Source organism: Photobacterium sp. NCIMB 13483, assembly GCF_003025475.1.
Lineage (GTDB): Bacteria > Pseudomonadota > Gammaproteobacteria > Enterobacterales > Vibrionaceae > Photobacterium > Photobacterium piscicola.
The window spans coordinates 43,152-64,653 of record NZ_PYLV01000027.1; the positions used below are offsets into that span (position 1 = coordinate 43,152).

At 40.4% G+C, this 21,502-nt stretch carries 12 protein-coding genes, 1 tRNA gene, 2 rRNA genes and 1 riboswitch; of the genes, 6 read left to right on the plus strand and 9 right to left on the minus strand.

The window, feature by feature from the left end; translation table 11 throughout:
- Positions 1 to 148: 148 nt before the first annotated feature.
- The gene (gene csrD, locus C9I86_RS17120) at positions 149 to 2,077 is read right to left on the minus strand and encodes an RNase E specificity factor CsrD (RefSeq protein WP_107277039.1); all 1,929 of its coding nucleotides are present in this window, start codon (positions 2,075 to 2,077) and stop codon (positions 149 to 151) included.
- Between the two features lie 138 nt (positions 2,078 to 2,215).
- Between csrD and C9I86_RS17125 the strand changes: the two genes are divergently transcribed.
- The gene (locus tag C9I86_RS17125) at positions 2,216 to 3,109 is read left to right on the plus strand and encodes a LysR family transcriptional regulator (protein ID WP_080158375.1); all 894 of its coding nucleotides are present in this window, start codon (positions 2,216 to 2,218) and stop codon (positions 3,107 to 3,109) included.
- A 35-nt stretch (positions 3,110 to 3,144) separates the two neighbouring features.
- Here the strand turns inward: C9I86_RS17125 and C9I86_RS17130 are convergent, their stop codons facing one another.
- Together C9I86_RS17130 and C9I86_RS17135 are read right to left on the minus strand one after the other, a co-directional pair.
- Positions 3,145 to 4,608, minus strand: a complete 1,464-nt coding sequence (locus tag C9I86_RS17130; RefSeq protein ID WP_107277040.1) for a phosphoethanolamine transferase — start codon at positions 4,606 to 4,608, stop codon at positions 3,145 to 3,147.
- A gap of 151 nt (positions 4,609 to 4,759) precedes the next feature.
- A complete protein-coding gene (locus C9I86_RS17135) occupies positions 4,760 to 5,323 on the minus strand; it encodes a single-stranded DNA-binding protein (protein WP_080158377.1) in 564 nt (187 codons plus the stop codon).
- Between the two features lie 696 nt (positions 5,324 to 6,019).
- Here C9I86_RS17135 and galU point away from each other — a divergent pair.
- From galU to C9I86_RS17150, 3 genes are all read left to right on the plus strand, one after another.
- Positions 6,020 to 6,886 (plus strand): UTP--glucose-1-phosphate uridylyltransferase GalU, encoded by an 867-nt coding sequence (gene galU / locus C9I86_RS17140; RefSeq protein ID WP_080158378.1) that lies wholly within the window; start codon positions 6,020 to 6,022, stop codon positions 6,884 to 6,886.
- A gap of 141 nt (positions 6,887 to 7,027) precedes the next feature.
- A complete protein-coding gene (uvrA, locus tag C9I86_RS17145) occupies positions 7,028 to 9,856 on the plus strand; it encodes an excinuclease ABC subunit UvrA (RefSeq protein WP_107277041.1) in 2,829 nt (942 codons plus the stop codon).
- A gap of 75 nt (positions 9,857 to 9,931) precedes the next feature.
- A complete protein-coding gene (locus C9I86_RS17150; RefSeq protein ID WP_107277042.1) occupies positions 9,932 to 11,677 on the plus strand; it encodes a PglL family O-oligosaccharyltransferase in 1,746 nt (581 codons plus the stop codon).
- Positions 11,678 to 11,734: 57 nt separating this feature from the next.
- On the opposite strand, the gene C9I86_RS17155 is transcribed toward C9I86_RS17150, so the two are convergent.
- On the minus strand, positions 11,735 to 12,853 hold the full coding sequence (locus tag C9I86_RS17155) for an alanine--glyoxylate aminotransferase family protein (RefSeq protein WP_107277043.1): 1,119 nt from the start codon (positions 12,851 to 12,853) through the stop codon (positions 11,735 to 11,737).
- Between the two features lie 207 nt (positions 12,854 to 13,060).
- Positions 13,061 to 13,242, plus strand: a riboswitch (Lysine riboswitch).
- Between the two features lie 112 nt (positions 13,243 to 13,354).
- Here C9I86_RS17155 and lysC point away from each other — a divergent pair.
- Positions 13,355 to 14,722 (plus strand): lysine-sensitive aspartokinase 3, encoded by a 1,368-nt coding sequence (lysC, locus tag C9I86_RS17160; protein WP_369926136.1) that lies wholly within the window; start codon positions 13,355 to 13,357, stop codon positions 14,720 to 14,722.
- An 80-nt stretch (positions 14,723 to 14,802) separates the two neighbouring features.
- Here the strand turns inward: lysC and metH are convergent, their stop codons facing one another.
- Positions 14,803 to 18,471 (minus strand): methionine synthase, encoded by a 3,669-nt coding sequence (gene metH, locus C9I86_RS17165; protein WP_107277045.1) that lies wholly within the window; start codon positions 18,469 to 18,471, stop codon positions 14,803 to 14,805.
- Positions 18,472 to 18,652: 181 nt separating this feature from the next.
- Between metH and C9I86_RS17170 the strand changes: the two genes are divergently transcribed.
- Complete coding sequence (locus C9I86_RS17170; RefSeq protein ID WP_107277046.1) at positions 18,653 to 19,936, plus strand: sodium:proton antiporter; 1,284 nt, start codon at positions 18,653 to 18,655, stop codon at positions 19,934 to 19,936.
- 54 nt (positions 19,937 to 19,990) lie between these two features.
- Here the strand turns inward: C9I86_RS17170 and metA are convergent, their stop codons facing one another.
- The 4 genes from metA to rrf (C9I86_RS17190) form a co-directional block, all read right to left on the minus strand.
- Entirely contained in the window at positions 19,991 to 20,929 is a 939-nt protein-coding gene (metA, locus tag C9I86_RS17175; RefSeq protein WP_080158385.1) for a homoserine O-succinyltransferase, read from the minus strand.
- Positions 20,930 to 21,140: 211 nt separating this feature from the next.
- Positions 21,141 to 21,256 (minus strand): 5S ribosomal RNA (rrf, locus tag C9I86_RS17180).
- Positions 21,257 to 21,264: 8 nt separating this feature from the next.
- Positions 21,265 to 21,340 (minus strand) — tRNA-Thr (locus tag C9I86_RS17185).
- A gap of 46 nt (positions 21,341 to 21,386) precedes the next feature.
- Positions 21,387 to 21,502, minus strand: a 5S ribosomal RNA gene (gene rrf, locus C9I86_RS17190).

Here is a 21,502-nt window from a genome sequence, read left to right on the forward strand (position 1 = left end):
AAAGTAAGCCAAAAATTAGAGCCGAATAACAGCCCGCACTTTAGGTAAAGACTTACTGCTTCACAATAATAATGTATGAAATGTCAGACCTGCATCACCTTAAATGATAACTTTCATATTAACTGATTCACGATAATGATTATTAAGCTTAATTAGTGGTTACTATTGACTCCTCTGCAGCAAAAAGTCGTCCTTGTGCAGCAACGACACCAAGTTGTTGTAATACTCGCCATTCCTTATTCGTTTCCACACCGACCGCGATAACTTTTGCATCACTGTTGGCACAGGCTCCTAGCATACTTCGAACGAATAATTGATTTTCTTGGCGTTGATGAATATCTCGCACTAAACCACGGTGTAATTTAATGTAATCAGCTTGAATGTCTTTTATATAGTAAGTACTAACAATGGTTCTGCCCGCTTGCGAAACAACAAGTTTACAACCAAGCCCGGTTAACACGCGTAATACAGGTCGAATGGCATCAAGATGTTTAACCAACATACTTTCTGATACTTCAAACAATAATCGATTTAATACTGGCCGTGGTAATTGCAACAATTCATCTCGTAGCCATTTGACAAATTGTTTGTCCCGTAAACTGATAGTGGTGACATTGACCGCATAGCTGTTCTCTGCCGATTGTTGTTTGAGTAGCAATAGAGTTTGAGCAATCACCGCCCTATCAAAACGAATCGAATAACCCACTTGTTCAACGGCCGACATAAAATGTGATGCTTTGATGATATCCCCATTGTCATCGATAATTCGAGCTAACAAAGCGTAGCTCATTAGCTGATTATCCTCAGCCATAATAATCGGCTGCTGATACAATAATGGCCCGCCTTGGGTTAGCGTTTTATCTATCAATGTTCGCCAGCGCACATTACCGCGTGATTTATCCCATTGATGATCTTTATTAAAGCTATTCCAACTGTTGGCGCCTTGTAACTGCGAACTGCGCAAAGCGGTATCAACTTCATCCATGATCCGTCCACGGCGATCACCACCATGGAAGTATGTCACGCCAATATGACACCAATTATCTTTTTCCATTGGCGATGGCGGAGACAAACGCTCCACAGCATTTAATAATTGGTTGGTAAATATTTTAATTTCTTTGGCCGGTTGCTGCGGAATAAGGATTGCAAACTCAGCATCAAAATAACGAGCAAGAACGGTGTCAGGAAAACGCTGAATAAAATTTGATAAAATAACGCTGATTTCCTGTAACAACTCATCAGCAATGGTTTTTCCTTGCTCGGTACACATTTCCTCCCAGTCACTTAAACGCAATAAAATTACGGCGCCATGACTGTCTAGATCTTGTACCATTGACTGCAATCGACTATCAAACAACACTCTATTTGCGGTACCCGTCAACTGATCGAGAAAAGTATGAGTACGAATAAAGGTATCAAACCGACTACGCTCTTGACGGGCATCTTTAAGCTCTCCAATTAATTGGTCAAGCGCTAAACTTGCCGTTGCAGGCCATTCATAATCATTGCCTTCAGCATATTGCTCAACCCTACCAGCCAAAATCATTCGCCCACGCTCTTCTAATAACTCAGAACCATAAAGCTGGGTTCGCAACCAATGTACCCCACGTATTAAGCCAACAATAACAATCAGCATCGCCAGAGAAATGGAAGACATTGCTCCCAAAGAATAGGTAAATTCACTATAGAGAGGGATAGCCGCAATCGTGACTTGATAACCGGGGTGTGATGGCAGTTGATATTGATGATGGTAAATAATATTCGGGTCAGGCACTATTTGATTGCCATTAAAATCAAATACTGTTTTATTAGCATCGCTAATTGATAACGAGACCACATTACTCGCTTGTAATAGCGTCGGTAGCCAACGAGGTAATGCTTGAGCTCCTTGAGGGTCAGTTAATTCTTGATCAATAACCGTCACTACCCCATCAAGATAATGAACTAATGAATCTTGACCGAGTTTACGGAAACTCAATGCACCACCAATAAAAATCACTAAAATCGCGCAAATCACGATCATGGTAACAAAGGCAACTAAGCGATTTGTTAACTTCATCCTTGAGGCTTTTCTCATAGCATCCTTACTTTACATATGCCATTCATATCATTAGGTAATAATCAAACGATCTTAATCATTTTTTCCTTGCTAAGCATACGCTACATTAGACCTGTTAATCGATTATTAATATTGTAATAAAGGAATAATACTTTTATGGACTGGATCACCTGTGCCAATAGCTTTATTACCGTGGTAGAACATGGTTCATTAGCGCAAGCCGCAAACAAACTCAATACCTCAAGTTCTGCCCTCTCAAAACGATTATCTTGGCTAGAAAAACAATTAGGAGTACAACTATTAAAACGCACTACTCGCCATTTAACCGTAACAGAAGCAGGTCAATTGTTTTACCAACGTAGCGCTTTGTTAGTCAATGACTGGCAACAAATGCTAGCAGAAACCACCGCAACTTATGGCGAAGTTGGCGGTATTTTGCGTTTAGGCGCCCCCCTTGCTACGGGCAGCCGCTTATTGGTGAGCTATCTGGCTGAGTTTAGCCACAGTTACCCTAATATAAAGATTGAGCTCCACACGGTAACGCCAGGGCAATTACCTGATCTAAACCTCGATGTCTTCATTAGCCGAGAGATCACTGAATTTAACTCCTCCAGCTATATCGCCACCAAATTACTTAGCTACAGTAATGGGTTTTATGCTGCGCCTACGTACCTTGAAAATAATCCTAAAATCACCTCGCCAGAACAACTATGCCAACATAATTACCTACTGTTTGGCGAACAAGATCACCAACAAGATCATATTTTTGAACATAATCAACGACTTTTATTACAAGGTAATTTCATTACCACCAACCCAGAAGCATTAGTTGCAGGGGCGGTTGCTGGCATGGGGTTAATTTTAACGAGTAGACAAACAATAAAACGCGAGTTAGATAATGGCTTGTTGGTTCCGGTACTACCAACGTTAAAGCAACCAACCAATGCCATTTACGCATATTACCCAAAGCTAAATTATCATCATGTTAAAACGAAATTATTTATCGATTTTATCAAACAAAAAGCAACTACAATGGAACCTATTCATTGATCACTTTTTCAAATAGCCCGCTTTTATTGTTATCTTTAACGATGAATTATTTCATCAGGATCATTTTTTAATGATTCAAATAACACCATTTGATTACCGCTTAATACTTGAATCTTTTTATTTTGAGGCAATTGATAAACATTCAATGAGGGTAATTGTGCGGTTTTAACACCAATCCAATTCGAGAAAATCGACATAAAATTAAAAGCACTAATTTGCTTATTCAACATTATATGCTGGTGAATATCACTGGCAATTTCAATTAGTGGTACTTCATAATTTTGTTTATATAAATCACCATGCAGTAATTGTGTCTTTCCTTTAATAGCGCTGACATTATTTAAACCATGATCAGAAAAATACATTAACGAATAACTATCTTGAGTTGCTTTTAAATCATTTACTATTGTTTTAATAATGGTATCTGTTTGATTATAAGTAGATAAATAACAAGAAAGATCTTTATCCTTTAAGTTATAACTGTCTTTTTTAATCCGATCACAAAAATTCTCATGTGATCCCATAATATGCAAGACAATTAACTTTGAACCACTATAGGGCTCAGCTAAAGCTTGTTTAAATAGCGGTAATAATGAATAATCACTGGTATTATTAGTAAGAAAATTACCTTTTTTCAAAAATTTCTTTTCTGAAGCATGAACAGCTATTGCTGAAACAGCGGTGTCATATTGACCTATAAACCCTTGATTTGATAACCATATCGTTTTCATTTTAGCGGTGTTGGCTAAGGTGATAATATTATTTACAGGTTTTAAATCTAAGCCATGACTGATAGCTAATGTTCGAGGTAATGACACCGCGGTATGAGATGCCGTCGACAAATACCCATTCACAAATACACCAGGAGTTGTCGCTAAAAAAGGAGTGGTGTTAAGTGGATAACCATAGCTCGACATATAATCTTTACGCATACTTTCACCAATGATGAGAACGTAAGTTTTATATCTAGGTTTAACCTTTAAAATATGCCAATTTGAGCCTTGATGAATACTATTCTTCAACATATTCATTTGAGTAATATAGTGATCAATACTGATATAACAATGATATACAAATAAATTTAAAGACGAAAAACAAAAACAAAAACAACCAAATAAAAATACTATTTTATGCCATTTAAAAACAAATTTAACCCGTATTAAATAATAACTAAATGCAATAAATAAAATAGCATTTAGTATTATAACTTTTTGTGGAATAGCTAATAAAAATTCAATAGTCTCGCGTTTATTTGTTTCAAATAACGATGCAACAATACCTATATTGGGTTGCCCATAAATATAACCCGAATAGAAGTATAATACCGCCACCAATCCAATTGGAAATATAAACAACCATTTTAACCACCATTTAGATGACAAAAAGGTCAGTGCTAAAAACAAACACCCACCCGTTATCATCATTCTATTCTCATATCCAACCCCAAGCGTGAGTAATATAGATAATAATAATGTAATAACGACATCTAAATACTTCATAAATATAATAAGACAAAAAATAATGACAGAAAGAATATTCTAGCGTAGGTATGATACTTTTGACACATAAAAAACCCAGCATTTCTGCTGGGTTAGTATTTAATTCTGTCTTTATTGATGTTTACTATTACACTTTTGAATTACGCAGGATCTAGAACGGGATATCGTCATCAAAATCCATTGGTGGTTCATTATACTGTTGCTGCGGCTGCTGTGGAGCCGACTGTTGTGGTGCAGACTGATGTTGCTGAGGCTGCTGTGGTGCATAATTTTGTTGTGGCGCGGCAGCAGGTTGTTGAGGTTGACCCCAGTTACCTTGGTTTTGCTGTTGTTGGCCGCCCATTGGCGCACCTTGACCGCCATTACGGCCGCCTAACATTTGCATTACACCGTTAAAACCTTGCACAACCACTTCAGTAGTATATTGATCTTGGCCTTGTTGATTCTGCCATTTACGTGTTTGTAATTGGCCTTCGATGTACACTTGTGAACCTTTACGTAGGTACTCACCAGCGACTTCTGCTAATTTGCCAAATAATGCTACACGGTGCCATTCTGTTTTTTCACGTTGCTCACCGGTAGACTTATCACGCCAAGACTCAGAGGTTGCAATAGTAATGTTAGCTACTGCACCACCGCTAGGCATGTAACGAATTTCTGGATCATTTCCTAAGTTACCGATTAAAATAACTTTATTTACGCCACGACTGGCCATAGTTCACTCCAAAGCTGATAGCGACGGTTCTAGGTATTCATAGCCGCTTAGTGAAAGTTTATACTCAATCGCGCAGTTTATCATGGCAGCAAGGTCAAGGCATAGCGCCAAAGTACGTCAAGGGGCGCAATTATCCATGTTAAATAGGATATATATAACAGCAAAAACATAACCGATATCTATACAAGGTTATCTATATCATCATTTAAACGAGTAAAGCTGTCATTTTTATGACACTTACCACTCATTTTAAATATACAATGGTTGGCAAATAACAGTATTACTAATTATTGTTATATAAATATTCGCTAATTTTATTTTAATAAAATAGCAAATTTATTGACAAACACATTAGAGTTGACGTTTATTATATTAAAAACAAATCAATACTACATAAATATAATGGCATTAGAAATAATATTGCAACTTTATAAATAATAAATCGTCACCAATATAAGTATTATTACTGGCATTAACAATTAAAGATTATACATCTTATAATTATTATATTTTGTGAGTCTGACTATGATATTAAGTTGCTTTATTGTTTAAAATCTCTAACATTATGCACAATTTATTTTAGCGTTAACAAAACAATAACGATTATTGTTTTGTTAATTCTCAAAAACGAAATTAGCAGATAGATTTCAATCTGCACTTGGCACATTATCAATTACATTAAATCTAGGACACACTATGATCAAGAAATGTCTATTTCCAGCAGCAGGCTACGGTACACGTTTTCTTCCAGCAACAAAATCAATGCCAAAAGAAATGATGCCAGTCGTAAACAAACCATTGATTGAATACGGTGTTGAGGAAGCGATCCAAGCTGGCATGAACGGTATGTGTATCGTTACTGGTCGTGGTAAGAATACCTTGATGGACCACTTTGATAAGAACTACGAGCTAGAACATCAAATCAGTGGTACAAACAAAGAAGATCTATTGTTTGATATCCGTCGTGTGATTGATTCAGCTAACTTCACTTATATTCGCCAAGGTGAAATGAAAGGCCTAGGTCACGCTATCCTTATGGGTCGTGAGTTAGTAGGTAACGAACCTTTCGCCGTTGTACTTGCAGATGACCTTTGTGTAAACGAAGAGCAAGGCGTATTGGCTCAAATGGCAGCGCTTTACAAGCAATTCCGTTGTTCAATCGTTGCTGTTGAAGAAGTACCAGAAGAAGATACCCATAAATACGGTGTGATTGCAGGCCAAATGATTCGTGATGATCTATTCCGTGTTGATAACATGGTAGAGAAACCAGAACCAGGTACAGCACCAAGCAACCTTGCTATTATCGGTCGTTACATTCTAACACCTGATATTTTTGATATCATTGAAGAAACAGAACCAGGTAAAGGCGGTGAGATCCAAATCACTGATGCCCTACTAAAACAAGCACAATCTGGTTGTGTACTTGCATTTAAATTTAAAGGTAAGCGTTTTGACTGTGGTAGCGTAGATGGTTACATCGAAGCAACAAACTACTGCTACGAAAACATTTACAAAAAAGACCAATCTTCTAAGCTAGCAAAGCAACAAACTAGCAAAAAGTAAGTCATCTATACCTTTAAAAAATCCCGCTATGTAGCGGGATTTTTTTTATCGCTACTGTGTTTTTATTCAGTATCTTTTGCTCATTAAATCCGGCTATGAAATACTACTCACTTACAATCAAGCAAAACAATAGTGATGGGTATGGATTACATAGAAGTACAGGGTGCGCGCACCCATAATCTCAAAAATATCAATATTTCCATTCCTCGCGACAAGCTCGTTGTTATCACGGGCTTATCTGGTTCGGGAAAATCATCTTTAGCCTTTGATACTTTATATGCTGAAGGTCAACGGCGCTATGTCGAATCACTGTCGGCTTATGCTCGTCAATTTCTATCGTTAATGGAAAAACCTGACGTTGATCATATTGAAGGCTTATCACCCGCCATCTCGATTGAACAAAAATCAACCTCACATAATCCTCGTTCTACCGTCGGTACAATCACTGAAATATATGATTATCTACGCTTGCTCTATGCCCGTGTAGGAGAGCCTCGCTGCCCAACCCACAATGTTACTCTAGCTGCACAAACCGTCAGTCAAATGGTTGATCAGGTACTTACTATGGACGAAGGCAGCAAACTGATGCTGCTTGCGCCAATAGTAAAAGAGCGCAAAGGCGAACATGTCAAAACTCTCGCCAATCTTGCCGCTCAAGGTTACATTCGAGCGCGAATTGATGGTGATGTGTGTGATCTTTCCGATCCACCAACGTTAGAACTCCATAAAAAACACACAATTGAAGTCGTTGTTGATCGATTTAAAGTGCGTGATGATCTGCAATTACGTTTAGCTGAATCGTTTGAAACAGCATTGGAGCTTTCTGGTGGCACCGTAATTATAGCCCCCATGACAGCTGACGATACTTCAGAACAGGTCTTTTCAGCTAATTTTGCCTGTCCACATTGTGGCTACAGTATGCAAGAGCTTGAGCCGCGATTATTTTCGTTTAATAACCCAGCGGGGGCTTGTGGCACTTGTGATGGTTTAGGAGTTCAACAATATTTTGATCCTGAACGCGTGGTCCAAAATGGTGAACTCAGTTTAGCGGGTGGTGCAATTCGTGGCTGGGATAAACGTAATTTTTACTACTTCCAAATGCTCAAATCATTAGCTGAACATTTTAAGTTTGATGTTGAAGCACCTTTCGATACTTTACCTAAAAAAATTCAAACACTGATTTTAAATGGCTCCGGCACCACAGATATTGAATTTAAATATATTAATGATCGTGGTGATATTACCGTTCGTCGACATCCATTTGAAGGTATTTTAAATAATATGGAACGCCGTTACCACGAAACAGAATCTAATTCTGTGCGTGAAGAACTGGCTAAATTTGTATCGACTAAGCCTTGTGCTAGCTGCCATGGTTCTCGCCTACGCCAAGAAGCACGTCACGTTTTTATTGGTGAAACCAACCTACCTCATATTTGTGACATGAGCATTAGTGAAGCATCCGCTTTCTTTGATAGCTTAACATTAACAGGCCAACGGGCTCAGATTGCTGCTAAAATTCTCAAAGAAATCAATGAACGTTTAAGTTTCTTAATCAATGTAGGTCTCAAATACCTCAGTTTATCTCGCAGTGCTGATACCCTTTCAGGGGGTGAAGCTCAGCGTATTCGACTCGCAAGCCAAATTGGTGCGGGTTTAATGGGCGTGATGTATGTCTTGGATGAACCCTCAATTGGTCTCCACCAGCGTGATAATGAACGGTTATTAAAAACCCTAATTCATCTACGTGATCTTGGTAATACCGTGATTGTGGTTGAGCACGATGAAGACGCTATTCGAGCGGCTGATTATGTGATTGATATCGGTCCAGGTGCCGGTGTTCATGGCGGCGAAATTATTGCCGAAGGTAGTGTTAAAGATATATTAAAGTCCAAAAAATCATTAACAGGACAATATCTTAGCGGTAAAAAATCAATTGCAATTCCAGCACAACGAGTACCATTTGATCCCGCGAAAACAGTCAAGCTTTTAGGGGCCAGCGGTAATAATCTTAAAGATGTTAACGTCGAAATTCCAGTTGGATTACTAACCTGCATTACAGGTGTTTCGGGATCAGGTAAATCAACCTTGATCAATGATACTTTCTTTAAGATCGCCCACCAGCGACTCAATGGTGCCACAACAGGCACACCGGCTCCCTATAAAGAAATTCAAGATCTAGAACATTTTGATAAAGTGATCGATATTGATCAAAGCCCGATAGGCCGTACACCTCGTTCAAATCCAGCGACTTATACGGGTATTTTCACCTCTATTCGTGAGTTATTTGCTGGTACTCAAGAATCCCGCTCTCGAGGTTATAAACCCGGTAGATTTAGCTTTAATGTTCGCGGTGGGCGCTGCGAAGCGTGCCAAGGTGATGGTGTTATCAAAGTTGAAATGCACTTTTTACCTGACGTTTATGTCCCATGCGATGCGTGTAAAGGTAAACGCTATAATCGTGAAACGCTAGAAGTACGCTATAAAGGCAAAAGTATTGATGAAGTTTTACAGCTCACCGTTGAAGATGCACATCAGTTCTTTGAACCCGTTCCAGCAATTGCACGAAAATTGAAGACATTAATCGATGTCGGCTTATCGTATATTCGTCTCGGACAAGCAGCAACAACCTTATCAGGTGGTGAAGCACAGCGGGTTAAACTAGCCAAAGAATTATCTAAACGTGATACAGGTAAAACCCTCTATATTTTAGATGAACCCACAACAGGCTTACACTTCCACGATATTCAACAGTTATTAACAGTGCTACACAAGCTACGTGATCGTGGCAATACCATCGTTGTTATCGAACATAATCTCGATGTAATAAAAACCGCTGATTGGGTCATAGATCTCGGTCCCGAAGGCGGTAATGGCGGTGGTGAAATTATTGCAACAGGTACTCCCGAACAAGTTGCACTTGTTGCTGGATCCCATACTGCGAGGTTTCTTAAGCCTCTACTTAACATCTAATTGTAAAGTGTAATTAAGCCCTATCAAACAGGTTGGCAATAGTCAGCCTGTTTGTTTTTTTACTCAGGACTCACCATGACAGTGTTACAACTTCAAGGTACGAAATTAGAACAGAAACGGATTTCTAAGCCTTTATCTTTAGTGCGATTATTCTTAGCCAGCGTTGGTATATTTTTTATCGTTGCAATGCACTACTTTCAGCACAACCCTGGCGGTTCAGGACTTGAGCTATCTTTTAATGCCAGTGCATGGATTCCATTTAGCTTTGCCATTAGTTGCGGTTTATTAGAAATTTGTCGTCAAAAAATTTGGCGTTACTCTCGTATGACGTTAATTTTATTTGGTAGCTGTCTACTTCTGTCACTTCCCGTTTTTTATGCTAATGCCGATGGCTTTGGCACTTCAAACCGCTTACTCACCCTCTGGGCTGGTTTTTTATTTTTTGTTAGCTTACAGCAGTTTGTTTTTACTCATAATCAACGCCAACGACTATTATGGTTTATTACTATTGCGGTATTGCTCGAAGCTGCCTTTGGTTGGTATCAATTTTTAGGACTATCAACCCACAACCGTTTTGGTTATGACGTTATTGCTAACCGCCCTTACGGTATCTTCCAACAACCCAATGTGATGGCGAGTTTCTTAGCCACGGGACTTGTTATTGCCGCTTATCTATTAGCACGCTTACCCCGCTATCGAGGTAAATGGGCCTGGCAACACCTTATCTTACTCGCTGTTCCTGTCGTAACGATTCCACTACTGGTGGTACTAAACTCACGTACAGGTTGGTTGGGTGCAAGCATTGGTTCATTATTAATGCTGCCTTATTTGTTTCGCTTTGCGGCAAAATATCAACAGCGTATGTGGGGCTTAATGTTATTATTAGGCATGGCATTAGCATGGCAATTTAGTACCGTTACCGACAGCTCTTTTGCACAACAAGCACGAGTAACATTAGAAAGCCAGCGCGCAACCATCATGCCACAAGCCTATGAGATGTTTACCACTAAGCCCCTAACAGGTTATGGCTATGGTAAATTTGAAGTCACCTACATCACCCAAACCGCATTATGGCATCAGCGAGATCCAGCGCATCAAGCTGCGGGGGTACCAAGCTTAGATCACCCGCATAATGAATTACTTTTTTGGGCTGTAGAAGGTGGAATTGTACCGTTGCTGGGGTTAATCATTGCAGCATTAGCGGTCATGATTAGCATCAAGAAAGCCCCAAATGGTACTCAGTTAGCGTTAGTTGGCTTATTTTTCCCAATCGTATTACATACGCAACTGGAATATCCGTTTTATCACTCACTTGCCCATTGGATCATGTTTATTATTTTGATCTTCTGGGTCGATAATCTCACCACCAAATACCATCGCTATCAAACTCAATATGTACTTGCTCTTAAAGTCAGTGCCATCACAATACCGATAATGGTAACCAGTTTTATGATCACCACCTTATATTCAGGATGGTTACTGACTAAGTTTGAAACAACACGTCCAGTTGATATCAATTATTTAGTCAAAGTGAATAATCCATGGGCATGGCAAGATCGCTTTGAGTGGGATTTACACCACACTCAATTACAAGTTGGAATCGCCACCAATAAACCCCAATTGGTGACAGATTATATTATTTGGGCTAATCAAAAAGCCCTCACTTGGCCACGACCAGCGTTATATCAGAACTTAGTATTAGCATATAACGATCAAGGTAACACTGCTCAAGCTGAGCAAGTGGCGGCAGAAGCACAACAACTATTTCCAAGCCTCACACAACTTAGCGCCGCAACAACCACAACGTCATCAGCAAAGTAACCATGACGAACAACCATCAATGGCGAACGCTATCGCTATTGATGGTTCATCACTACTTTATTTCAATGTGCTTTCAAGGGCTTTAAGGCACAAAGCGACATTTTCACTGCGCGCAGCATAACCCATCAATCCAATCCGCCATGCTTTACCTGCAAGCGAGCCTAATCCTGCACCAATTTCTAAATTATAACGCTCTAATAAAGTCGATCTTACCGCGGCATCATCGACGCCTTCTGGAATATAAACCGTATTAAGCTGAGGTAGCCTATATTCCTCTGCAACCACAAATTCAATCCCTAGCGCTTCAAGTCCAGCTTTCAATTCAAGATGCGTCCGTTGATGTCGTTGCCAAGCTTGCTCTAACCCTTCGTTATGTAACAACACTAAAGCTTCATGTAGAGCGTATAAACTATTAACAGGCGCAGTATGGTGATAACTACGTTTACCTTCACCACTCCAATACCCCAGCACTAAACTTTGATCTAAAAACCAACTTTGCACTGCTGTTTTACGTTGCTGAATTTTATTTATAGCTTGCTCGGAAAACGTCAGTGGCGATAATCCAGGTACACAAGATAAACACTTCTGACTACCAGAATAAACCGCATCAAGTTGCCACTCATCCACCAGCAACGGTACGCCACCTAAAGATGTTACGGCATCAACAATGGTTAAACAGCCATACTTTCGTGCAATTTCAGCCAAGGTTTTTGCATCAGATAATGCGCCAGTTGACGTTTCTGCATGTACAAAAGCAACAATTTTAATATCAGGATCGGTCTGTAATGCTTGTTCAACCAAAGCAGGAGATACAGGCTCGCCCCATGCATTATCAACCATAATGGCTATACCGCCACAGCGTTCAACGTTCTCTCGCATACGATCGCCAAATACACCATTACGGCAAACTAATACCTTATCTCCCGCCTCAACCAAATTAACAAAACAGGCTTCCATACCCGCACTACCTGGCGCTGACACCGCAATCGTAAACGTATTTTTCGTTTGAAATGCATATTGTAGTAGCTGCTTAAGCTCATCCATCATTTTAATAAATAGCGGATCAAGGTGACCAATTGTCGGTCGGCTTAGTGCTTGTAATACTTGTGGATAGATATCAGAGGGCCCCGGTCCCATAAGTGTTCTTTGAGGCGGTATAAAACTGGTGATAGGCATAGATTCAACTCCATTAAATCATGATTATTATCAATAGGGTGATGGAAAGATTAATCGTTATTACAGAGTATTAGAGCAATGCCAAAGCTGCAAGTAACGACCTGAGATCCTGTTAGTTATACCTACTTTTTGTTAACTATCGAGAAATTATCATTTAACAATTGACAACTAAGGGCGATTTCCTATTCAATAACAACAGTGATTATTCACGACAGAAGAGGTGCGTTACCTAGGTAGCAAAATTGAAGGGCCCAACCCTAAATCAATTTTGTGAGGGAGAGTAACGCCGAGATATCACCTGTTTGGGGCAGATGATATCGGCTATGAGAGTTGAATCTCTCAGGCTGTCATCTAAGTCAGGTTGACTATGATGGGGAGCTTCTGGGTAGCCGCACCAGCGTTACTGCCTATTACCTCCTCGACAATGGACGTCGGGAATTCTTCCGAAGCAAAAGTCTACTTTGCAGTATTTACGATATAAGGGAGAACACCGTAATGAGCATGCTTTCGACCGCAACAACCAACCCAGTGATTGTGGCCAAATTTGGTGGCACCAGTGTCGCCAACTATGCCGCAATGTGTCGCAGTGCCAATATAGTTATTGCCAATCCACACACCAAAATAGTGTTAATAAGTGCTTGCTCAGGCGTGACCAATTTACTGGTCGCCTTAGCCAAGGGGATTAGTGATATCACTTTACGCCAACAACATTTACAGCAATTAACCACGACTCACCAACAGATACTGGATCAACTTCAGCATCCACACGCAGTGAGTGGTGCTATTTACACACTATTAGATGATATAGCCTCTGCCTCTGCGCAGGCAGCAATAGCATCATCATCACAACTTACTGACAAATTAGTCAGTCATGGCGAGCTATTATCAACCCATCTTTTTAATCAAATTTTAGTCGAAATGAATGCTGCTGCGATACGATTTGATATTCGTGATGTCATGCGTACTGATACCCAATTTGGTAAAGCATTACCGCAACCCGAACTTATTCGCCAATTAGCTCAACAACATTTAGTGCCACTTATCGATACTCAGATTGTGGTTTCACAAGGCTTTATTGGCCGTGATGAGCTTGGCAATACCACCACACTAGGGCGAGGTGGCAGTGATTATAGTGCAGCATTAATTGCAGAAGCCGTTGATGCGACCACGCTAGAGATCTGGACCGATGTTCCGGGAATGTACACTACCGATCCTCGCATTACAGCTGCAGCGAAACCGATCAAAGAAATCAGCTTTAGTGAAGCCTCTGAAATGGCCAATTTTGGTGCTAAGATCCTCCATCCATCAACACTGGTTCCAGCCATTCGCCACCAAATTCCAGTATTTATTGGTTCATCAACAGCGCCGCAACAAGGTGGAACATGGATCAGAAAAACCGTGAATCAAGCGCCACTCTTTAGAGCACTAGCATTGCGTGGAAATCAGACTATGGTGACACTCACCAGTCTTAATATGTTTCAAGCTTATGGCTTTTTAGCCGAAGTGTTTCGTATTTTGGCAGAACATAAAATCTCGGTCGATTTAATAACCACCTCAGAAGTCAGTGTCTCGTTAACGCTCGATCAAACCGATACTGGCGGTGGTGCCCCAACATTACCTTCCGCTGCCGTTGAACAATTAAATCAATTGTGCCGTGTTGATATTGAACAGGGATTATCGTTAGTGGCGTTGATTGGTAATCATATGAGTGACAGTAAAGGCTCAGCCAAGCATATCTTTGGCGCACTTGATGCGTATAATTTACGCCTTATTTGTTATGGTGCTAGCCCGCATAATCTGTGCTTTTTAGTCCATGAAGCCGATGCTAAATCAGTCATAACAACCCTGCACCAACAACTTTTAGAATAATCACTATCAGAACAAATAAGAAAAAAGATAAAAAAAAGGCGCAATGTTTGCGCCTTTTTTATTTTAACCTAATGATTATTTTACAAATTAGGCCCTAACCACTTTTCAGCTTCGATCAAATCCCAACCTTTGCGATCAGCATAACTTGCTAACTGATCATGCTGGATCTGTGCGACAGCAAAGTAGCGCGCATCTGGGTGTGAGAAATACCAACCAGATACTGCAGCCCCCGGCCACATGGCATAACTTTCGGTCAACACCATGCCAGTATTGGCTTCTGCATCCAATAACTGCCAAATCGCCCCTTTTTCGGTATGTTCAGGACAGGCGGCATACCCAGGAGCTGGACGAATACCTTGGTACTTTTCACGAATTAAATCGTCATTATTAAGATCTTCATCAGCGGCATAACCCCAGATTTGTTTACGTACCATTTGATGCATACACTCAGCAAACGCTTCTGCAAGTCGATCCGCCACCGCCTGAATCATGATCGCATTATAATCGTCACCTTGCGCTTTAAACTGATCAGCAATATCGTATTCACCAATCCCACCCGTCACTGCAAAAGCACCAATCCAATCGGCTTTGCCGCTTTCTTTTGGGGCAATATAATCAGATAAACAATAATTTGGCCCTTTGGGCTTCTTGGTTTGTTGGCGTAAACCATGCAATATCGTTAGTACTTCAGTACGAGTATCATCGGTATATACTTCAATATCATCACCAATATTATTGGCAGGAAATAACCCACACACGCCATTAGCTTTGATCATGCCTGTACGTTCAATGTCATCAAGGATCTTATTAGCGTCGTTAAATAACTTGGTTGCTTCAACCCCAACAACTTCATGGCGTAAAATGGTTGGATATTTACCACTCAATGACCAAGTCATAAAAAAGGGTGTCCAATCGATATATTGGCGTAATTTAGCCACCGGGAAATCGGTAAAAGTATGCACACCCGCTTGTTTTGGTTGCGGCGGCGTATAATTTTCCCAATCAAGCATTACCGCATTTGCACGCGCTTGATCTAAGGTGATTGGAGGCGTTCGTGGCTTTTTACGTGCATGCTGTTCACGTACAACATCATATTCAGCAGCTAGGCGCTCAACAAATGCTGGCTTCTGGTGCTCTGATAATAATGCCGAACAGACACCAACAGCGCGTGAGGCATTAGAGACATACACCACCGGTTGTTGATAATTTTGTTCAATCTTCACTGCAGTATGCGCTTTTGAAGTGGTGGCACCACCTATCAATAATGGCACCTCAAACCCACGTCGCTGCATTTCTTTGGCAACATGTACCATCTCATCAAGTGATGGCGTAATCAAACCACTCAGTCCAATAATATCAACGTTTTGTTCTTGGGCGACCTGCAATATTTTATCGCATGATACCATCACACCTAAATCAATAATTTCATAGTTATTGCATTGAAGTACGACTCCAACAATGTTCTTACCTATATCGTGAACATCGCCTTTTACTGTGGCTAATAAAATTTTACCGTTGGTATATCCCGCTTGTTTTTCGGCGTTGATATAAGGTTCTAAATAGGCAACAGCTTGTTTCATAACGCGAGCGGATTTAACCACTTGAGGCAAGAACATCTTGCCTTCACCAAACAAGTCTCCGACGACATTCATACCCGCCATTAGTGGACCTTCAATCACTTCTAATGGCTTGCTTGCATTGGCTCGCGCAAGTTCAGTGTCTTCAACAATAAACTCAGTAATGCCTTTAACCAGCGCATGTTCTAAGCGCTTTTCAACTGGCCAGCTACGCCATTCTTGCTGAGTCCGATCTTCTTCAATCGCACCGCTATCACGATAATTAGCGGCAATATCAAGCAAGCGATCGGTACTATCATCACGCCGATTAAGTACCACGTCTTCAACGGCATTACGTAATTCATCAGACAGATCATCATAAATAGCTAACTGACCTGCATTAACGATCCCCATATCCATGCCATTTTTAAAACAATAATATAAAAACACCGCATGGATAGCTTCTCGAACCGGATTATTGCCTCTAAATGAGAACGAGACATTAGACACTCCACCCGAAACCATCGCGTGAGGTAACGTTCGTTTAATATCAGCAACAGCCTCAATAAAATCGACCGCATAGTTATTGTGTTCTTCTATACCTGTCGCAACCGCAAAGATATTGGGATCGAAAATAATATCTTCCGGTGGAAATCCCACTTCATCGACAAGAATATGATAAGCATTAGTACAAATTTCAATTTTACGCTCACGTGTATCAGCTTGGCCTTCTTCATCAAAAGCCATCACAATCACTGCGGCACCATAACGACGTAGCAACTTAGCTTGAGCTATAAAATTCTCTTTACCTTCTTTGAGTGAGATAGAATTAACTATTGGTTTGCCCTGAACACATTTCAGTCCAGCTTCAATGATCTCCCACTTTGATGAATCAACCATAATTGGCACTTTAGCGATCTCAGGCTCAGTCGCACACAAATTAAGGAAGCGCACCATTGCCGCTTGCGCATCCAACATGCCTTCATCCATGTTGATATCAATGATTTGAGCACCAGCTTCAACTTGCTGCCGAGCAACCTCTAGCGCTTCATCATAAAGTTCATCTTTAATTAAGCGTTTAAAACGTGCAGAGCCAGTAACATTGGTTCGCTCACCAACGTTAACAAATAAACTTTCAGCCTCAATGGTCAGCGGTTCTAATCCCGATAACCGACAGGCAATTTTAATCTCAGGTAATACGCGAGGTTTAATATTTTTAGTCACTTGGTACATCTGCCGAATATGCTCCGGTGTCGTACCACAGCAGCCGCCAACCAAGTTTAAAAAACCTTGCTGAGCCCACTCTTTAATATGCTCAGCCATTTCATCAGCTTCAAGATCATATTCACCAAACGCATTAGGCAACCCTGCATTAGGATGAGCGGAAACAGCACACTCTGAAATACGGGATAACTCAGCCACATATTGACGTAACTCATCAGGACCGAGGGCGCAATTTAAGCCAAAGGAAATCGGCTTTACATGGCGCAAAGAATTATAAAAAGCTTCAGTAGTTTGACCTGAAAGCGTACGTCCAGAGGCATCAGTGATGGTTCCTGAAATCATCACCGGAAGCTCATAACCAAGATCGTCAAAAACCCCAGTGACCGCAAAAGCACAGGCTTTAGCATTCAAAGTATCAAAAATAGTTTCAATCAAAATAATATCAACACCACCTTTGATTAACGCGTGGGTCGATTCACGATAGGCAATCACCAACTCATCAAAAGTGACATTACGAAAACCAGGATCATTGACATCAGGGGAAATAGAACAAGTACGGTTCGTTGGCCCTAAAACACCCGCCACAAATCGGGGTTTATTCGGCGTTTGTGCTGTCCACTCATCCGCCGCCTCACGGGCAAGGGTTGCCGCCGCAAAATTAATTTCGGCGCTAAAGCTTTCCATATCATAATCAGCCATCGCAATGGTGGTCGCGTTAAAGGTGTTGGTTTCTAAAATATCAGCGCCAGCCTCTAAATATTCCAGATGAATATCTTTAATTAGCTGTGGTTGGGTTAACACCAATAGATCATTATTGCCTTTAAGATCCGCATGCCAATCATTAAAACGTTGGCCTCGGTAATCTTGCTCGTCAAGCTTATAACTTTGAATCATGGTGCCCATACCGCCATCGATGATCAAAATCTGCTGTTCAAGTCGCTTATGCAGTACATCCTTGTCTTTTAACACTACATTATATCCTTATAATCCATTACAGCTTGATAACATCCTATCACAATTCAAATAGGAATCTAGACGTCTAAACATGTACAATGGCAAAATAAGTTAATTAACGGTAGCCATTACTAACTGATGGTTTTACTATCACAAACAATTAAATCTACTCAATAATTTAATCTAGAGGTTTTGCATGTCGGTTTACAACACCCTCTGCTTCCTAGCTGCAGCAGCCATGCTGATAGCTTTTATAAACAGTAAGATAGGTAAGATGCAAACCACCATCGCCATTACGGCTGGTTCACTTATCTTATCGCTACTTATCATTTTTGCAGGTCATAATGGCTGGTTTCATCTTGAAGATATTGCTTCAACCCAAATGGGAAAAATCAACTTTGAAGACTTTCTGTTAAAAGGGATTTTAGGATTTTTGCTCTTTGCAGGTGGGCTTGGTATTAAATTGCCACACCTCAAAGAGCAAAAATGGGAAATCACAACTTTAGCATTAGGCTCTACTCTATTTTCAACCTTTTTTATTGGCTTTAGTTTGTGGGGTATTTGTCAGTTACTGGGGATCCAACTCGATCTTATTTACTGCTTACTGTTTGGTTCTTTGATCTCACCAACCGATCCGATTGCTGTACTTGCTATCGTTAAAAAAATGAATGCTCCTCGACGAATTTCGACCCAAATCGAAGGTGAATCATTATTTAATGATGGGTTTGGTTTAGTTATCTTTGTGACGCTATTTACCATCGCCTTTGGCAATCAAAGTCCAACTGTCTTAAGCGTCAGCCAATTATTCATACAAGAAGCAATTGGCGGCATTATTTATGGTTTCATTCTAGGTTTAATCTTCCATTACCTTATCTGCTCGACCAATGACCACTCAATGGAATTATTATTAACTATCGGTATACCAACGGCAGGTTATGCTTTTGCCGAAATCATCCATGTATCTGGTCCACTTGCCATGGTTGTCTCTGGCATAATGATCGGTAACTGGACTCGCTATATTGGATTTTCAAAAGAAAGTGAAGAACACCTTGATCACTTTTGGGAATTAGTTGATGAATTTCTAAACGGTCTATTATTCTTACTTATTGGTATGACCATGCTTGAATTTAGCTTTCACCAAGAAGACTGGATTCTAATGACAATTGCAGTACCACTGGTATTACTAAGCCGTTATTTAAGTGTAAAGCTGCCTTATATTGGCTTTAGCCATTACCGTCAATACAATCCAATGTCAGTTAAAATTCTAACATGGGGTGGTTTACGAGGTGGTCTAGCACTGGCGATGGCCATGGCTGTACCTGCAGGTGTTATTGTTATTCCAGCAAAAGATATAGATGTGAGAGAAATCATCCTAGTCATGACTTACTCTGTAGTGGTGTTCTCTATTTTGATTCAAGGCTCAACCATCACCTCATTAATAGAAAAAGCCAAGCTATGGGAAAGCCAAAATAAACATTAATTTCTATCCCCCCATAGATAACAAAAAGGCCAGCTAATTAAGCTGGCCTTTTTATTAATCTTTAGTAAAACTGGCTTCTGAAAAGTGCGCCAAATCATAAGGTGTCTGTTGATAAACACAATAGTTAAGCCAATTGCTAAAAAGTAAATGACCATGACTACGCCAACTCGCAACAGGCGTGCAGTTAACATCATCATTAGGATAATAATTTACAGGAACCGGAGGTTCCATTCCCTGTTCACTGTCACGAACGTATTCATGATGTAATGTGTCAACATCATATTCAGGGTGACCGGTGACAAAGACATTACGCTTATCTTTAGTCGCAGCTAAATAAACCCCTGCTTGATCAGATGTCGCTAAAATATCTAAGTCAGTATGCTTATTTAAATAGTCAGCTGAAAAATCAGCATAACGAGAATGAGGGGCAAAAAAAGTATCATCAAAGCCACGTAACACCGGGTGGTGGCAATCATGGATACGATGATGATAAACCCCAGACAATTTTTCTTTACGTGTACGCTTGGGTAAATCATACAACAACTTCAATCCAGCTTGAGCAGCCCAGCAGACAAACAATGTTGAGGTCACATGATCCTTAGCCCAATTCATAATCAGCTGAATTTCTTCCCAATACAGTACATCTTCAAACTGCACTAACCCTAGTGGTGCTCCCGTCACAATCAAACCATCAAAATTACGATCTTTCACCATTTCAAATTGACGATAGAACGTATCTAAATGTTCTTGAGGAGTATTTTTTGTTGGTCGGTTATCAATCCGTAATAACTCAACATCAACTTGTAATGGACTATTAGAAAGTAAGCGTAAAAACTGAGTCTCAGTCTCAATTTTCTTTGGCATCAAGTTTAGTAATAACACTTTCAGTGGTCGAATTCCCTGACTGGCAGCACGCGCTTCCGTCATAACAAAGATATTCTCACTTCTTAAAATATCTGTTGCAGGTAAACGATCCGGTATTTTAATTGGCACTTTGGTTTTCTCCTTACCCCAAAATAGCTTTAGCCGTCTAGATATCTAACTAAAACTATAGAAAAAACAATATTGGTGCAAGTAAAATTCAACAACTCCAACCGATACTAAAGTGTTATTTTAATAAATAAATGAAAAATATTAGGAGGAATAAAAATATTGATAGGCTAGAAATGAAAAAAACCAGCCGAAGGCTGGGTTTTAAAGAGGTATTTAGCAATGTCCTACTCTCACATGGGGAGACCCCACACTACCATCGGCGCTACAACGTTTCACTTCTGAGTTCGGCATGGAATCAGGTGGTACCGCTGTGCTATGGTTGCTAAAAAAATAAATGGTGCTAGTACCCAGAGTCGAACTGGGGACCTCACCCTTACCAAGGGTGCGCTCTACCAACTGAGCCATACCAGCACACAAAGCTGTTATGAATCTGCAAGTGCAAATTCTAAAATTTGAAGCCTGGCGATGTCCTACTCTCACATGGGGAGACCCCACACTACCATCGGCGCTATTACGTTTCACTACTGAGTTCGGCATGGGATCAGGTGGGTCCATAACGCTATGGTCGCCAAG

Excerpts from the sequence above, each read along its gene's own strand:
- C9I86_RS17155 (WP_107277043.1), bottom strand. The coding sequence starts at position 12,853 with ATGCCTATCACCAGTTTTATACCGCCTCAAAGAACACTTATGGGACCG.
- uvrA (WP_107277041.1), top strand. The coding sequence starts at position 7,028 with ATGGATTACATAGAAGTACAGGGTGCGCGCACCCATAATCTCAAAAAT.
- csrD (WP_107277039.1), bottom strand. The coding sequence starts at position 2,077 with ATGAGAAAAGCCTCAAGGATGAAGTTAACAAATCGCTTAGTTGCCTTT.
- C9I86_RS17130 (WP_107277040.1), bottom strand. The coding sequence starts at position 4,608 with ATGAAGTATTTAGATGTCGTTATTACATTATTATTATCTATATTACTC.
- C9I86_RS17170 (WP_107277046.1), top strand. The coding sequence starts at position 18,653 with ATGTCGGTTTACAACACCCTCTGCTTCCTAGCTGCAGCAGCCATGCTG.
- lysC (WP_369926136.1), top strand. The coding sequence starts at position 13,355 with ATGCTTTCGACCGCAACAACCAACCCAGTGATTGTGGCCAAATTTGGT.
- C9I86_RS17135 (WP_080158377.1), bottom strand. The coding sequence starts at position 5,323 with ATGGCCAGTCGTGGCGTAAATAAAGTTATTTTAATCGGTAACTTAGGA.
- C9I86_RS17150 (WP_107277042.1), top strand. The coding sequence starts at position 9,932 with ATGACAGTGTTACAACTTCAAGGTACGAAATTAGAACAGAAACGGATT.
- C9I86_RS17125 (WP_080158375.1), top strand. The coding sequence starts at position 2,216 with ATGGACTGGATCACCTGTGCCAATAGCTTTATTACCGTGGTAGAACAT.
- galU (WP_080158378.1), top strand. The coding sequence starts at position 6,020 with ATGATCAAGAAATGTCTATTTCCAGCAGCAGGCTACGGTACACGTTTT.